This is a genomic window from Lysobacter dokdonensis DS-58, from assembly GCF_000770795.1.
Lineage (GTDB): Bacteria > Pseudomonadota > Gammaproteobacteria > Xanthomonadales > Xanthomonadaceae > Noviluteimonas > Noviluteimonas dokdonensis.
Map to the genome: position 1 here is coordinate 233,594 of NZ_JRKJ01000021.1, position 13,907 is coordinate 247,500.

Consider the following 13,907-nt stretch of genomic DNA (forward strand, 5'->3'; position numbering starts at 1 on the left):
AACTCGATGGATTGTTGTTGCGCCGCGGCAAAAACCGATGGAACAGGCGGCAACGGCCCGACTATCGCACAGCTTCGAGGCCGCATGCCGTGAGCAGCGGTTCATTGTGCGCATGCGAGCCTGCCGCCCTCGGAAATCGCCCCGGAGCCACGATGCGCCACGCCTCACGTTCGCTGCTGCTGCTCGCCCTCGTGCCCTGCCTGGCCCTCGCCGCGGACCCGAAGCCGGAGATCACGCGCCCGGCGTCCACGCCGCAGGCCGACGGCAAGGCGCACACCCTGCGCACGATTCCCGAAGCCTGCGCGCGCATCGAAGGTCAGTTCACCGGACAGGCCGCCGATCCCTACAAGTTCACCCTCGCGCGCACCAGCGCCAACTGCCAGCCGCGCGCGCGCCTGGTGGATGCGGCCAAGGTGAAGCCGTCGACGAAGGGCGGCTGGATCTTCAACGACGTGATCCGCGTGCCTAGCGCGTCGTGCAAATCGCAGGAAGCCGTCGTGCGCGTATGGCGCAAACCCGCGGACGCCGCACCGCCGGACCTCGACGCGCAGGGCCGCTCGCGCATCTATTTGAAAGACGCGACGGACAAGGCGAAGGCGAAAGCGCCGTCGGTGCCGATGTTCGCAGTGGCGATGGCGGTCGAAGGCAAGGGCTGCAACAAGTAACAGCGAACTGCACCTCCCCTGCAAGGCAGGGGAGGGCTGGGGAGGGGTCAGGCTTTTTGACTTACGGCGACGTCGTCGTCCGATTCGCCGCCCGCGCGAACTTCTCCGAGCTCGAGCGAATGAGTTGCGTCGTGCCCTTCTTCGTGCGGATCGCCTGCACGTAGTACGTGCGGCCGGCATCGAGGTCCATCGAGAACGGGCCGGTGTCCGCCGTGGCGTAGGCATGCGTGCCCGGGGCGGCGGTGGAGACGAAGTACATGCCCGGGTCGAGGTCGATCATCGACATGCCGCCGGCGGCATCGCGCACGGCAACCGCATCGCCCGGCGAACTCGACGAACGGAAGAACACCACCTGCGCCTTGCCGGACGGCGCCTTGCCGATGTCCTTCTCCACCGCTTCGGCGGTCATCTGCCGCGCGGACGCATCGACGGCGGCCTGGCCCTGGTTTTCGATCTTGATCTTCTGCGCGAACGCCGGTGTTGCGGCAAACGCGAGCAACAACACGGCGACGGCTTTGATGGAACGGGTCATGCGCGACTCCTTGGCCTTTCGGAAACCCCGAGCCTAACCCCGCGCATTCAGTGTGGCGTGTGAACGCCGTCGAGGGCCGGTGCGTCGACAGCGCGCTCCATGCGTCCGTCCATCGCCGTGTTGTGCGGCCATTTAGATTCCGCCCGTTGACATCGCGCGCGGGCAGGGGTAAACAGTTAACTAGTTCGTTAACTAATGGCCGCAATGGACCGTGTCTTCGAAGCGTTGTCGTCCTCCGCCCGCCGGCAGATCCTCGCGTTCCTCCACGGCGGCGAGCTCACCGCCGGCGAGATCGGCGCGCGCTTCGATTTCAGCAAGCCCGCGTTGTCCAACCACCTGCGCATCCTCGAAGACGCGGGGTTGATCGCGCGCGAGAAGCGCGGCCAGTTCGTCTATTTCCGGCAGGTGCCGGAGCGGCTCGCGAACACGATCTTCGCCTGGGCCGCCGAAGTGTGTCCCGTCGCCGGCCCGCTGAAGCGCGAAAGCCGCGCGCGGGCCGCCCGCAAACCCACGACGAAATAACGCCACGCCAGGAGCCGGAGATGCTCGCGACCACGGAAGCCGTCGGCGCGTTTCCCGCAGTGCGGTTGCAGTCCCATGCCGGCGGGTTGCCGGTGGAAGTCTCGTTGATCGCGCAACTGGGCATCGGCGCGGGCAACGCGTTGATCGACGCGGCCAACGCGCGGCAACGTGGGCATGCGGCTTACATCGACGCGCTCGACGAGCCCTCCGCGCGCATCGCGGATCCGGATTTCGCGAAAGGCGATGCGACCTCGCTCTACACCTTCGCCGTCGGCGACGGCGGGCATCCGTTCCATCGCCATGCCGGCCATCGCGTGTTCACGGCGATCTCCGGCAGCGGCGGCACGCGTTTGCGCTTCTCGACGGCGTCGCAATCGCAAGTCGACGACAACCCGAAGGCGTTCGTCGATGCCCTGCGGCACGTGGTCATTCCGCCGGATTGCCTGTTCACCGTGCGCTTCGGTGGCGGCACGTGGCACCAGTTCCAGCCGTTGAAGCCGCGTTCGGGGCATCCGGCGTTGTTCGCGCTGTCGTGCCACACCGACGAACTCGGGGGCGATCTGCCCGCCGACGTGCGCGCGCTGGTCGCCGCGAATGCCGCGGACATTCCCACGCTGACCGAGGTCCTGCCCGACGCCTTGCGCGCGATGGCCGACGCCGTGCATCCCGATGCCGTGCCAACGATCACGCTGGCGCTCGATGCGCCGCCGCACTCGCTGATGGCGCGCGCCTGCAGCATCACGCGACGCAACATCGGCAAGGTGCGCACGCACCTGGGCCGTCTGCGTGCGAAACGCAGCTGGCGCACGCCGCGCGCGGCGATGCCGCCCGTCGTGCAACTCGATGCGAGTGCGGCCGGCTCGCTGCTCGCGCTGCACCTGAGCGAGCGCAATGATCATGACGACGCGTTCGCGATGACGCTCCCGGTGGGCGCGATGCCCGCGCGCGCCGACGCATCGCTGGCGGCGATCCTCGAAGGCTTCGTCGAAAACAGCCCCGCCGGTGTCGGCGTGTTGATGCGCGTGCGGAACGTGCTGGTCGCGCCATTGCGGTTGCGCACCTCGCCGCTCGGTTGCCCGGTGTCCTCGCTGCTCGGCACGAACCACAACGGCTTGTTCGCCGACCGATTCCCGGTCCTCGACCAGCGTGTCGATGCAGACGGCATGCGCGCGCAAGTCGTGCTCGGCGCGGACGACAAGCATTTGCGGTTCCGCAGTTGCGTCGACGTGCATCGCCACGACGATGGCCGCACGACGATCCGCCTGTCGAACCGCGTGCAGGTGCGCAACGGCTTCGGACGCTTCTACATGGCCGCGATCGACCGTGTACATCGCCGCTACATCGCGCCGGCGATGTTGCGCGCGGCGGTGGCGCACGCGCTCACCGCACGCGCGTGATGCTCAGCCTTCGTACGCCGGCAACTTGCGCTTCACCGCGACGTTCTTGAGCGCGACGTAACGCGGCAGGCCATCGCGGCCGTACGGCGGCGGGGCTTCGCCGCGGATCAGCGGTTCGAGGTAGCGACGCGCGGCCGCCGTGATGCCGAAGCCATCCTTGCGCAGGAAATTCGGCGGCATCGTCTTCTCGTGGTTGGCGATGTCCTCCAGCTTCGCGGGCACGACCTTCCAGCGATACGGCGTTTCGCTCATGCGCTGGATCACCGGCATCATCGAATTCATGCCCTTGAGCGCGTAATCGACCGCGGCCTTGCCGACGGCCTGCGCTTGCTCGAGGTCGGTCTTCGACGCGACGTGGCGCGCGGAGCGTTGCAGGTAATCCGGTAGCGTCCAGTGCACCTTGTAGCCAAGCGCGTCCTTCACCCGCGCCGCCAGGTGCGAGGCGACGCCGCCCAACTGCGTGTGCCCGAACGCATCCTTGCCGCCGCCGGCATCGGCGACGAACGTGCCGTCGGCCGTGCGGATGCCTTCGCTCGCCACGACGACGCAGTAGCCGACGCGTTCGACAGTCTTCTTCACCTCCGCGAAGAAGGCCGCTTCCTCGAACGGCCGCTCGGGGAACAGGATGATGTGCGGCGCGGCGTCCGCGCCCTGGCCCGCGAGGCCCGCGGCGGCGGCGAGCCAACCGGCGTGGCGGCCCATCGCTTCGTACACGAAGACCTTCGTCGACGTGTCGGCCATCGCGGCGACGTCGAGCGCGCACTCGCGCACCGAGACCGCGGTGTATTTCGCCGCCGAGCCGAAGCCCGGGCAGCAATCGGTGACCGCCAGGTCGTTGTCGATGGTCTTCGGCACGCCGATGCAGGTCAGTGGGTAGTCGAATTCGGCCGCCAGGCGCGAGACCTTGAGCGCGGTGTCCGCCGAATCGTTGCCGCCGTTGTAGAGGAACCAGCGCACGTCGTGCGCCTTGAAGACCTCCAGCAGGCGCAGGTACTTCGCGCGGTCGGCCTCCAGCGACTTGAGCTTCACCCGGCAGGAGCCGAAGGCGCCGCCGGGCGTGTGGGCCAGCGCGCGGATGGCCGGCAGCGGCTCCTTCGAGGTGTCGATGAGGTCCTCGTGCAACACGCCGAGGATGCCGTTGCGGCCGGCCAGCACCTTCACCTTCTTGGCGCGGGCGGCCTGGATCACCGCAGAAGCGGTGGCGTTGATGACGGCGGTGACGCCGCCCGACTGGGCGTACAGCAGGGTTCCGTTGGCCATGTGAGGTCGTGGGCCGGGGCCGGGTTGGGGTAAAGTGCCCGGCAATACGGCAGCGTTTGCGTAGGAGTGGGCGGGCGAGTGTAGCGCCGGGCCGCGTCAACGCATCGCCGCGATCATGGAACGGCTTTTCGGGAGTCCTGGATGCGATTGGTCTTGTTGGGCGCGCCCGGTTCGGGCAAGGGCACGCAGGCGACCCGCCTGAAGGAGCACCTGCAGGTGCCGCACATTTCCACCGGCGACCTGTTGCGCGCCGAAGTGGCTGCCGGCAGCAAGCTCGGGCTGGAAGCGAAGGAAGTGATGGCGCGGGGCGAACTGGTTTCCGATGCGATCCTGCTCGGCATGCTCGAGGACCGCTTCTCGCGCGACGACACGCGCAACGGCTTCATCCTCGACGGCTACCCGCGCAACCTCGCGCAGGCCGATGCGCTCGATGCACTGCTCGGCCGCCTGAAGGCGCCGTTCGATTTCGCCGTGCAGCTCGAATGCCCGACCGAGATGCTGGTCGAGCGCATCGCCGGCCGCGCGAAGGCCGAAGGCCGCGCCGACGACAGCCCGGACGCCGTCCGCAAGCGCCTGGAGGTCTACACCGCCTCCACCGCGCCGGTGATCGATTACTACCGCCAGCACGGCCAGCTCACCGTCGTCGACGGCGTCGGCTCGCTGGACGAAGTCTTCACCCGCATCCTCGAGGCCATCGCGCCGGTCAAGGAAGTGGGCTGAGCGCACAAGGGCATCCGGTGAAAGTCCATATCCTCGGCATCGCCGGTACCTTCATGGGCGGCGTGGCCGCCCTCGCGCGCGAACTCGGGCACGACGTCGAAGGCAGCGACCAGGCGGTCTACCCGCCGATGTCCACGCAGCTCGAACGCCTCGGCATCGCGTTGCGCCAAGGCTATGCGCCCGAACACATCTCGGCCGATTGCGACGAGATCATCGTCGGCAACGCTCTCTCGCGCGGAAATCCCGCGGTCGAGCAGGTGCTCGACGACGGCCGCCGCTACATCTCCGGCGCGCAATGGTTGAGCGAACGGGTACTGCCCGGCCGCGAAACACTCGCGGTGGCCGGCACGCACGGCAAGACCACCACCACGACCATCCTCACCTGGCTGCTCGAGAACGCCGGCCGCGCGCCGGGCTTCCTGATCGGCGGCGTTGCGGAGGATTTCGGCGTGTCCGCGCGCGTCGGCACGGGCCGCGAATTCGTGGTCGAAGCCGACGAATACGACACGGCGTTCTTCGACAAACGTTCGAAGTTCGTGCACTACCAGCCGACGGTTGCGATCCTCAACAATCTCGAATTCGACCACGCGGATATCTTCCCGGACGTCGCGGCGATCCAGCGCCAGTTCCACCATCTCGTGCGCACGGTCCCGCGCCGCGGACGCCTGATCGTCAATGGCGAGGATCGCCATTTGACCGAAGTGCTGGAGATGGGTTGCTGGACGCCGGTCGAAACCTTCGGCCTGGACGGCGGTGCATTCGACTGGAGCGCAACGATGCGCTCGGACGACGGCAGCCACTTCACCGTGTTGCACAACGGCCAAGAGATCGGCGACGTGCACTGGCCGCTCCTCGGCCGGCACAACGTGATGAACGCGCTGGCGGCGCTCGCGGCGGTGAATGCCGTCGGCGTGGATGTCTCGACGGTGCTCGCATCGCTCGCGCGCTTCCGCAGCGTCAAGCGCCGCCTCGAAATCCTCGGCGATGCGCAGGACATCACGGTGTACGACGATTTCGCACACCATCCGACCGCGATCGCGACGACGCTCGCGGGTTTGCGCGCGCGCGTGGGGAAGGCGCGCATCGTCGCGGCGATGGAGCCGCGCAGCAATTCGATGCGCCTGGGCGCGCACGCCGATGCACTGGCGCCGTCGCTCGACGACGCCGACGTCGTCGTGTTCCTCAGTCGCCCGGAATTGCAATGGGACGCCGGCAAGGTGGTCGCCGGCCTGAAAGGCGAGGGCGTCACGGCGCCCGACGTCGACACCCTGATCGCCGCACTGCGCACGCACGTGCGCCCCGGCGACCACGTGGTGTTCATGTCGAACGGGGGATTCGACGGCGCACCGCGGCGCTTCCTCGCCGCGATCGCCGGCAGTTGACGCGCGCGATGCGCACCTCGCCCACGCTCGGCCTGTTCCCGCTGCACAGCGTGTTGCTGCCGGGCGCGACGCTGTCGTTGCGCGTGTTCGAGCGCCGTTACCTGGACCTCGTGAGCGAATGCACGCGTGAATCGCGTGGCTTCGGCGTGTGCCTGATCCTGATCGGTGACGAAGTCGGCGTGCCCGCGACACCCGCGAAGTTCGGCACGCAGGCGCGTATCGAGGATTTCTCGACCGGCGAGGATGGCCTGCTGCACCTGCGCATCCGCGGCGGCCGACGCTTCCGCGTCGATACCACGCATGTGCGCGACAACGGGTTGCTGCTCGCCGACGTCGACTGGTGCGAGTTCGATTCCGACGACGAGCTGCGCCCCGAGCACGCGACGATGGGCCTGATCCTCGAACGCATCCTCGAACAAGTCGGCGGCGAATACGCGAACCCGCCGCCCGCGCGCATGGATGAAGCCTCGTGGGTAGGGTGGCGCCTGGCAGAACTGTTGCCGCTGCAGGAATCGCAGCGCCAGGCCTTGCTGCAGATGGACGACCCGCACGCACGGCTCGACTGGATGCTGCGCTGGATCAGCTGACCGTTGCGATCAACGTTGGCGCACGCGCAACACCGGGCGCTCGCTCGCCGGATGCACGGCGGCCTGTTGGGGCAAGCCCGCGAGGTCTTTCACGAGCTGCTCGTGCGAGGCAGCGCCGTCGGCCACCGGGCGCCACACACCGAATACCCTGAGCGGCCGAGAGTAATGCAGCTGCTGCGTCGCGCCGATCCACAACGGCGTCGCGCCCTGCAACTGCTCCGGCGCCAGCCACAGGCGCAGCACGAGCGCATCGTTCGGGCCGAGTGCGCGCCGCAGCAGCAAGGCCTCGGGGCGGCCGTCGAGCGTCGCCGGCAGCACCGGTTGCTGCGCGGGGGACTTGTCGTCATCGAGCAGGCCGAGCGTCGCGATCCAGCCCGCCTGTGGTTGCACGCGCCAGCCGCGGCGTTCGAGATGCCGCTGCAACGCGCTGGCCGAACCGGCGTATTGCAGGTCCAGTTCCCACCGGCGCAGCGGGTCGGTTTCCGTGCGTTGCGCGGGCAGGCGCGTCCAATCGGACGTCCACCAGGATTCGAGCGCGAGCGTGCGCGGTGGCGGCGCGGGCGCATGGCGGGCGAGCGTCGCCTCGATGGTGCGCGGCGCGTGCCACAGCGCGGCGATGGCGAATACGCCATAGAAGCCGAGCGCGAGCGGCCGCATCCAGAATGAGCGCGCGACATGCCGCCGGTAGGCGATGCCGAGCACGAGCACCCAGACGATGCCGAACAGCATCCCGCCGATGACGTCGCTCAACCAATGCGCGCCGAGGTACAACTCCGCGAATCCGAGCAGCGTCGTGAGCGCGCCGCCGATCATGTAGGGCCACTGGCGGTCGCGGCCGGGCAACTCGCGCGCGATCAGCACGGCGAAGAAACCGAAGGTGATCGTCGCCATCGTGACTTCCAGCGACGGCACGCCGAACGCATCGCCGTGCGCATCGGGCGGCAACAGCCACGCCAGGCCGCCGGTGAGCGCGAAACCGAACGCGAGCGCCGCGACCCAATGCGCCGCCGCGATCCAGCGCCGTCGGAACAACAACCACAGCAACGCCGCGATGGCCGCGGGGCCAAGCACGATCGCATCGCCCAGCGTGTCGAACGCGGCCATCATGCGGTCGGCGAGCGGATTGCGCAGCGCGGCCATCGCATCGCGCACCGTGTGATCGAGCAGCAGCGGCCCGCCGCGCGCCCACAACACCGTCAGCAACGCGCCCCACGCCCACGCGATGGCGAACAGACACACGGCGAGCATCAGCAGCGATGCCGATTCGGGGCGGTTGGGATCGATCAGCGCCATGCCGTACCGGCCCAGGCGCGGGTGTTCGCGCGTCCACTTCAACGCGCGGGCGAGCAGGCGATCGGCGTGGCGCGAGAACCAGCGCCACGTGTACAGCACGACGGCCCACACCAGCGCGACCGCGGCCAGCAACGCGAGGACGACGAGCGCCAGGCGATCGGCGACCGCGGCCACGGCTTCGTACGACTTGCCGAAGATCCAGCCCGGCGCGAGATAGGCCACTGCCCACAGCACGGCCGCGACCACGCTCATCGGCACGTAACGGCGCAGCGACATGCGCAACATGCCGGCGATGGCCGGCACGAACGGACGCACCGCGCCGACGAAACGCGCGATCACGATCGCGTTGCTGCCATGGCGGCGGAAGATCTTTTCGCCGCGGTCCAGGAATTGCGGATAGCGCCGGAACAACCACAGCCCGCGCATCTGCGCGCCGTAGCGATGGCCGATCCAATAGCTGAGCGCATCGCCCGCGAAGGCGCCGGCCGATGCGCACGCGATGGCGTAGATCCCGTCGATGTGGCCCAGGCCGACCAGCGTGCCCACCGCGAACAACAACGGCGACGCCGGTACGACGATGCCGATGACGGCCAGCGCATCGCAGAAGGCGATGGCGAAGATCAACAGCCCCGCCGCGCGCGGGTGCGCGGTGATCCAGGCGATGGTCGCATCGAGCCAGTGGGTGGGCATGGCCGGATTATAGGGAGCAGAATGACGGTTCCCGCATGCATCGACGGACACCATGGCCACGCTCGCAGGCAAGACGCTCTTCATCACGGGTGCTTCGCGCGGAATCGGGCTTGCCATCGCGCGGCGCGCCGCGGCCGATGGCGCGAACGTCGCCATCGCCGCGAAGTCCGCGGTGCCGAACCCGAAACTGCCGGGCACGATCCACGCTGCGGCCGCGGAAGTCGACGCGCTGGGCGGAAAGGGGCTCGCCCTGCGATGCGACATCCGTGAAGAAGACCAGGTGCACGCGGCGGTCGCGGCGACGGTCGATGCCTTCGGCGGCATCGACATCCTCGTCAACAACGCGAGCGCGATCTGGTTGCGAGGCGCACTCGACACGCCCATGAAGCGCTTCGACCTGATGACGCAGGTGAATTCACGCGGCACTTTCCTGTGCGCGCAAGCCTGCCTGCCGCACCTGGCGAAGTCGTCGAACCCGCACATCCTCACGCTCGCCCCGCCGCCGAGCCTCGATCCGAAGTGGTGGGCCCCACACACCGCCTACACGCTGGCGAAGATGGGCATGAGCTTCGTGACGATCGGCCTGGCCGCGGAATTCGGGCCACAGGGCATCGCGGTGAACGCGTTGTGGCCGCGTACGATCATCGGCACCGATGCGCTGAACATGATCCCGGGCATCGACCCCGCGCGCTGCCGTACGCCGGAGATCGTCGCCGATGCTGCGCACGCGATCCTCGTACGCGAAGCGCGTGGGTTCCACGGCCGCTTCCTCCTCGACGAAGACGTGCTGCGCGAATCCGGCGTCACCGATTTCGAACGCTACGCCGTCGATCCTTCGCAAACACCGCTGCCGGATCTGTTCCTGTGAAATACCTCCACACGATGATCCGCGTCCACGACCTCGACGCGACCTTGCGGTTCTTCATCGAGGGCCTGGGCCTGCGCGAAACGCGCCGCATGGAGAACGAAGCGGGCAAGTACACGCTCGTTTTCCTCGCCGCCGACGAAACACCGAACGCCGAAATCGAGCTCACCCACAACTGGGGCTCGGAGGAAGATTACGGAAGCGCGCGCAACTTCGGGCACCTGGCCTTCCGCGTGCCCGACATCTACGCCACGTGCGCGCGCCTGCAATCGATGGGTTACACGATCCATCGGCCGCCGCGCGATGGGCACATGGCATTCGTGAAGTCGCCGGACCGGATATCGATCGAACTGCTGCAGGACGGGCATCTGCCGCCGCAGGAGCCGTGGGCGTCGATGCCCAACACTGGCTCCTGGTGAATCAGTCGAAGCCGTAATCGCGCAGGATGCCGGCGATCTCGCCAGGTGCCTGCACTTGTTCGGCCTGCAACCCGGCGCTGCGCGCGCCCGCGACGTTCGCGAAATTGTCGTCGAGGAACAGCGTGCGATGCGGCGCGTGGCCGAGCGTTTCGACGACGCGCAGGAATGCGGCCGGCGCGGGTTTCGATATCCGCAAGGCGTTGCTGCAGAAGATGCGATCGCGCGGGATGGCCTCGCGCAGTTGCGCGGGCAGTGAATCGATGACCAGCGGGCCGTTGTTCGTCAGGATGGCCACGTCGGCGCTGCCGGCGAGCGCCGCGATGCGCGCACACGTCGCGGGTTCGCACTGCATCGATGCGCTGCGTGCCGCGAGCCAGTGCGCGCGCTCGACTTCACGGCCCAGTGCGGCGGACAAGGCTGCCAGATAGGCATCGTCGTCGAGCAGGCCGGCGTCGTAGCGCGGCTCGATGCCCGTGTCGAACAGCGCGGAAAATACCGCGTCGGGCGTGCGGCGCAGTGCGGCGCCGAGGGTTTCGCACCGCACCGCGTGCGAGTAGGAGACGAGGACGCCGTCGAGGTCGAAGAGCACCAGCGACGGCGGTGTCGCGCTCACAACGTCTTGAAGGCGGCGCGTGCGGCGTCGATGGTGGCGGCGATCGCGGCGTCGTCGTGCGCGCTCGACATGAAGCCGGCTTCGAACGCCGACGGCGCCAGGTACACGCCGCGCTCGAGCATCGCGTGGAAGAAACGGTTGAACGCGGCGGTGTCGCACGCGATGGCTTGCGCGTAGGTGTCGACCTTCTCGCTGCTGAAGAACAGGCCGAACATCGCGCCGACGCGTTGCGTGGTGAACGGGATGTTCGCCTCGCGCGCCGCGGCTTCGAGGCCATCGCAGAGCGCGTGCGTCTTCGCTTCGAGCGCGTCGTGGAAACCGGGCGCCTGGATCAGCTCCAGCATCTTGAGGCCCGCGGCCATCGCGACCGGATTGCCGCTCAGGGTGCCGGCCTGGTAGATCGGGCCGGCGGGCGCGATCTGGTTCATCAGGTCCGCGCGACCGCCGTACGCACCGACGGGCATGCCGCCGCCGATGATCTTGCCGAACGTGCTCAGGTCCGGCGTCACGCCGTAACGCTGTTGCGCGCCACCGAGCGCGACGCGGAAACCCGTCATGACTTCGTCGAAGATCAACAGCGCGCCGTGGCGCGTGCACAGCTCGCGCAGGTGCTGCAGGTAACCCTCGCGCGGCGGGAGGCAATTGGCGTTGCCGACGACCGGCTCGATGATCAGGCCCGCGATGTCCGCGCCCGCTTCGTCGAACAACGCGGTTGCCGCGTCGAAGTCGTTGTAGGGCAGCGTGAGCGTGAGATCGGCCAGCGCCTTCGGCACGCCCGGCGAGGTCGGCACGCCGAAGGTGAGCGCGCCGCTGCCGGCCTTCACGAGGAAGCTGTCGCCGTGGCCGTGGTAGCAGCCTTCGAATTTCACGATGCGCGCGCGGCCCGTCGCGCCGCGCGCCAGTCGGATCGCGGAGAGCGTGGCTTCGGTGCCGGAGTTCACCATGCGCACCATTTCGCAGCTGGGCACCAGGCGCGCGATGGTTTCGGCCATCGTGACTTCGAGCGGATTCGGCGTGCCGAAGCTCAAGCCGTTGCGCGCGGTTTCGATCACCGCGGCGAGGACGCCGGGATGGTTGTGGCCGACGATCATCGGGCCCCACGAGCCGACGTAATCGATGTACCGGTTCCCGTCGGCGTCCTCGAGGTATGCACCGTCCGCGCGCTGCACGAAGAACGGTTCGCCGCCGACCGACTTGAACGCACGCACGGGTGAATTCACGCCGCCGGGCATCAACTGTTGCGCGCGGGCGAAGAGGGCTTGCGATCGGCGGGTGTCCATCAGGGTCTCGATTCGGTGAAGAGCGCGCGGAATTCGCGCGCGGCGGCGACGGGGTCGGGCGCATCGAACACGCCGCCGACCACCGCCAGCAGGTCCGCGCCCGCTTCCAGCAGGGGAGGCGCATTGTCGGCGGTGATGCCGCCGATCGCCACCATCGGCAGGCCGAATGTGCCTGCCGCCGCGAGCAATGCGGGCGTGGCGCGGCGTGCGTTGGGCTTGGTGGCCGAGGGGAAGAACGCGCCGAAGGCGATGTAGTCGGCGTCGTCCTCGGCGGCTTTGCGCGCGCGTTGGAGATCGTCGTAGCACGACACGCCGATGATCGCGTTCTGCCCGAGGAGCGCGCGCGCCGCGGCGACGGTGCCGTCGTGCTCGCCCAGGTGCACGCCGCTGGCCCTCACGCGGGCGGCCAGGCGTGCATCGTCGTTCACGATGAACGGCACGCCGGCCGCGCGACACAGCGGCGCGAGGGCGGCGGCCTGTTCCGCGCGCAGGTCGGTTTCGGCGGACTTGTTGCGGTATTGCAGGAGCTCGGCGAACGGCAGCAGCGGACGCACGCGCTCCAACAGGCGTTGTGTATCCGGTTCGTCGGGCGTGATGAGATACAGGCCGGCTTGCATGCGGTTTCCCGAAGGTGCGCTTCCGATGGCGGCCCGTCGGTGGGACAATGCCGGCATCACCGAACAGCATTCTACGGACTCCGATGACCGACGCCGTCGCCACCGCCTACCGCACCTGGATGTGCGTCGTCTGCGGCTTCATCTACGACGAAGCGCAGGGCATTCCGGAAGAAGGCATCGCGCCGGGCACCCGCTGGGAAGACGTGCCGGACACGTGGACTTGCCCGGATTGCGGCGTGACGAAGGACGACTTCGAAATGATGGTCGTCTGAGGCGTCGACGCGCGTCAGTTCATCCGCAGGGAACCACTGCTGAGTTCGACCAGGCGCTCGCGCAGCGGGCCGGCATCCTGGGCTTCGGGATTCAATTGCAGATAGCGCGCCAGATCCGTGCGCGCGCCTTGCTTGTAGCCCATCTTCAGGTACGCCAGGCCGCGGTCGCGCAAGGCATCGCCGTTGTCGGACGACAAACGCAGGATGCGGTCGGCGCTGCGCGCGGCGCGTTCCCAATCGTCGCGTTCGGCGTACACGCCGTGCAGGTTGCGCAGCACGCGCATCAGGATCGCGCGGTGCGTGGCGGGGTTGAGGATCTGGAACAACGCGCGGTCGTCGGGCGTTTCACCGTTGAGGTGCGGGCGTGCGCGCTGGCGCAATTCGTCTTCGTCAAGCGGGCGACCGCGGTTGAACGGATCCATCACCAGCACGCCGTCGTCCACGGGCAAGCGCACGAGGAAATGGCCGGGGAACGACACGCCGTCGAGCGGAACGCCGAGCCGCCGCGCGACTTCGATCTGCACGAGCGCGAGCGAAATCGGGTTACCGAGGCGACGCGCGAAGACTTCGTTGAGATAGCTGTTGCGCGGGTCGTAGTAGTGCTCGCTGTCGCCGGCATAGCCGACTTCCTCGAACAGATGGCGGTTGATCGCCGCCATCTTCTGCGGCCAGGGTTCGAGCGCCTCCACCTGCGCGCGCAGGTGGTCGACGTGGGCCTGGATCTGCGCGTCGCAATGGTCCGCGTCGAGCTGCGGATATTCATCGCGCGCAATCAGCAGGGCGGTGCCCAGCA

The 13,907-nt window shown here is 68.3% G+C and carries 16 protein-coding genes (1 of these 16 cut by a window edge); 9 read left to right on the forward strand and 7 right to left on the reverse strand.

Going from position 1 to position 13,907, the window contains the following annotated elements; all coding sequences use genetic code 11:
- Positions 1-152: 152 nt before the first annotated feature.
- Entirely contained in the window at positions 153-665 is a 513-nt protein-coding gene (locus LF41_RS13860; protein ID WP_036170736.1) for a hypothetical protein, read from the forward strand.
- Between the two features lie 61 nt (positions 666-726).
- Here LF41_RS13860 and LF41_RS13865 read toward each other — a convergent pair whose 3' ends face one another.
- The gene (locus LF41_RS13865) at positions 727-1,197 is read right to left on the reverse strand and encodes a hypothetical protein (protein WP_036170739.1); all 471 of its coding nucleotides are present in this window, start codon (positions 1,195-1,197) and stop codon (positions 727-729) included.
- Between the two features lie 204 nt (positions 1,198-1,401).
- Between LF41_RS13865 and LF41_RS13870 the strand changes: the two genes are divergently transcribed.
- Positions 1,402-1,719 carry a metalloregulator ArsR/SmtB family transcription factor gene (locus LF41_RS13870; protein ID WP_036170742.1) on the forward strand — a complete coding sequence of 106 codons (318 nt, stop codon included), beginning with the start codon at positions 1,402-1,404 and terminating at the stop codon, positions 1,717-1,719.
- Between the two features lie 20 nt (positions 1,720-1,739).
- Complete coding sequence (locus tag LF41_RS13875) at positions 1,740-3,116, forward strand: DUF2867 domain-containing protein (protein WP_036170745.1); 1,377 nt, start codon at positions 1,740-1,742, stop codon at positions 3,114-3,116.
- Positions 3,117-3,119: 3 nt separating this feature from the next.
- Here LF41_RS13875 and LF41_RS13880 read toward each other — a convergent pair whose 3' ends face one another.
- A complete protein-coding gene (locus LF41_RS13880; RefSeq protein WP_036170748.1) occupies positions 3,120-4,376 on the reverse strand; it encodes a 6-phosphofructokinase in 1,257 nt (418 codons plus the stop codon).
- A gap of 141 nt (positions 4,377-4,517) precedes the next feature.
- On the opposite strand from LF41_RS13880, the gene LF41_RS13885 reads away from it, so the two are divergent.
- Genes LF41_RS13885 through LF41_RS13895 form a run of 3 tightly spaced genes read left to right on the forward strand, consistent with a single transcriptional unit; the run spans position 4,518 to position 7,065 of the window.
- On the forward strand, positions 4,518-5,096 hold the full coding sequence (locus LF41_RS13885) for an adenylate kinase (RefSeq protein WP_036170750.1): 579 nt from the start codon (positions 4,518-4,520) through the stop codon (positions 5,094-5,096).
- A gap of 17 nt (positions 5,097-5,113) precedes the next feature.
- Positions 5,114-6,478: a UDP-N-acetylmuramate:L-alanyl-gamma-D-glutamyl-meso-diaminopimelate ligase gene (gene mpl / locus LF41_RS13890; RefSeq protein WP_036170753.1), complete on the forward strand. Its 1,365-nt coding sequence runs from the start codon at positions 5,114-5,116 to the stop codon at positions 6,476-6,478.
- Positions 6,479-6,486: 8 nt separating this feature from the next.
- Positions 6,487-7,065, forward strand: a complete 579-nt coding sequence (locus tag LF41_RS13895) for an LON peptidase substrate-binding domain-containing protein (protein WP_036171012.1) — start codon at positions 6,487-6,489, stop codon at positions 7,063-7,065.
- Positions 7,066-7,074: 9 nt separating this feature from the next.
- On the opposite strand, the gene LF41_RS13900 is transcribed toward LF41_RS13895, so the two are convergent.
- Positions 7,075-9,048, reverse strand: coding sequence for a bifunctional DedA family/phosphatase PAP2 family protein (locus LF41_RS13900; protein WP_036170756.1), 1,974 nt, complete (start codon positions 9,046-9,048; stop codon positions 7,075-7,077).
- A 52-nt stretch (positions 9,049-9,100) separates the two neighbouring features.
- Between LF41_RS13900 and LF41_RS13905 the strand changes: the two genes are divergently transcribed.
- Together LF41_RS13905 and LF41_RS13910 are read left to right on the forward strand one after the other, a co-directional pair.
- The gene (locus tag LF41_RS13905) at positions 9,101-9,916 is read left to right on the forward strand and encodes an SDR family oxidoreductase (protein WP_036170759.1); all 816 of its coding nucleotides are present in this window, start codon (positions 9,101-9,103) and stop codon (positions 9,914-9,916) included.
- Positions 9,913-10,332, forward strand: a complete 420-nt coding sequence (locus tag LF41_RS13910) for a VOC family protein (protein WP_036170762.1) — start codon at positions 9,913-9,915, stop codon at positions 10,330-10,332. Before LF41_RS13905 ends, LF41_RS13910 begins: the two co-directional genes overlap by 4 nt.
- Before the next feature lies 1 nt (position 10,333).
- Here LF41_RS13910 and LF41_RS13915 read toward each other — a convergent pair whose 3' ends face one another.
- From LF41_RS13915 to thiE, 3 genes are read right to left on the reverse strand one after another with little or no spacing between them, the layout of a single operon-like run.
- Entirely contained in the window at positions 10,334-10,945 is a 612-nt protein-coding gene (locus LF41_RS13915) for an HAD-IA family hydrolase (RefSeq protein ID WP_036170764.1), read from the reverse strand.
- On the reverse strand, positions 10,942-12,225 hold the full coding sequence (gene hemL / locus LF41_RS13920; protein WP_036170766.1) for a glutamate-1-semialdehyde 2,1-aminomutase: 1,284 nt from the start codon (positions 12,223-12,225) through the stop codon (positions 10,942-10,944). The genes LF41_RS13915 and hemL overlap by 4 nt, the downstream gene beginning before the upstream one ends.
- Positions 12,225-12,842 (reverse strand): thiamine phosphate synthase, encoded by a 618-nt coding sequence (gene thiE / locus LF41_RS13925; protein WP_036170768.1) that lies wholly within the window; start codon positions 12,840-12,842, stop codon positions 12,225-12,227. The genes hemL and thiE overlap by 1 nt, the downstream gene beginning before the upstream one ends.
- An 83-nt stretch (positions 12,843-12,925) precedes the next feature.
- Here thiE and LF41_RS13930 point away from each other — a divergent pair, with 83 nt between their 5' ends.
- On the forward strand, positions 12,926-13,114 hold the full coding sequence (locus LF41_RS13930) for a rubredoxin (protein ID WP_036170771.1): 189 nt from the start codon (positions 12,926-12,928) through the stop codon (positions 13,112-13,114).
- Between the two features lie 14 nt (positions 13,115-13,128).
- Here the strand turns inward: LF41_RS13930 and LF41_RS13935 are convergent, their stop codons facing one another.
- Positions 13,129-13,907, reverse strand: partial view of a SirB1 family protein gene (locus tag LF41_RS13935; RefSeq protein ID WP_036170773.1) — the 3' portion only. 67 nt of this gene lie beyond the right edge of the window; only the last 779 of its 846 coding nucleotides appear in the window; its start codon lies off the right edge, out of view — the gene reads right to left on this strand; the stop codon is at positions 13,129-13,131.

Excerpts from the sequence above, each read along its gene's own strand:
- LF41_RS13860 (WP_036170736.1), top strand. The coding sequence starts at position 153 with ATGCGCCACGCCTCACGTTCGCTGCTGCTGCTCGCCCTCGTGCCCTGC.
- LF41_RS13865 (WP_036170739.1), bottom strand. The coding sequence starts at position 1,197 with ATGACCCGTTCCATCAAAGCCGTCGCCGTGTTGTTGCTCGCGTTTGCC.
- LF41_RS13870 (WP_036170742.1), top strand. The coding sequence starts at position 1,402 with ATGGACCGTGTCTTCGAAGCGTTGTCGTCCTCCGCCCGCCGGCAGATC.
- LF41_RS13875 (WP_036170745.1), top strand. The coding sequence starts at position 1,740 with ATGCTCGCGACCACGGAAGCCGTCGGCGCGTTTCCCGCAGTGCGGTTG.
- LF41_RS13880 (WP_036170748.1), bottom strand. The coding sequence starts at position 4,376 with ATGGCCAACGGAACCCTGCTGTACGCCCAGTCGGGCGGCGTCACCGCC.
- LF41_RS13885 (WP_036170750.1), top strand. The coding sequence starts at position 4,518 with ATGCGATTGGTCTTGTTGGGCGCGCCCGGTTCGGGCAAGGGCACGCAG.
- LF41_RS13895 (WP_036171012.1), top strand. The coding sequence starts at position 6,487 with ATGCGCACCTCGCCCACGCTCGGCCTGTTCCCGCTGCACAGCGTGTTG.
- LF41_RS13900 (WP_036170756.1), bottom strand. The coding sequence starts at position 9,048 with ATGCCCACCCACTGGCTCGATGCGACCATCGCCTGGATCACCGCGCAC.
- LF41_RS13905 (WP_036170759.1), top strand. The coding sequence starts at position 9,101 with ATGGCCACGCTCGCAGGCAAGACGCTCTTCATCACGGGTGCTTCGCGC.
- hemL (WP_036170766.1), bottom strand. The coding sequence starts at position 12,225 with ATGGACACCCGCCGATCGCAAGCCCTCTTCGCCCGCGCGCAACAGTTG.
- thiE (WP_036170768.1), bottom strand. The coding sequence starts at position 12,842 with ATGCAAGCCGGCCTGTATCTCATCACGCCCGACGAACCGGATACACAA.
- LF41_RS13930 (WP_036170771.1), top strand. The coding sequence starts at position 12,926 with ATGACCGACGCCGTCGCCACCGCCTACCGCACCTGGATGTGCGTCGTC.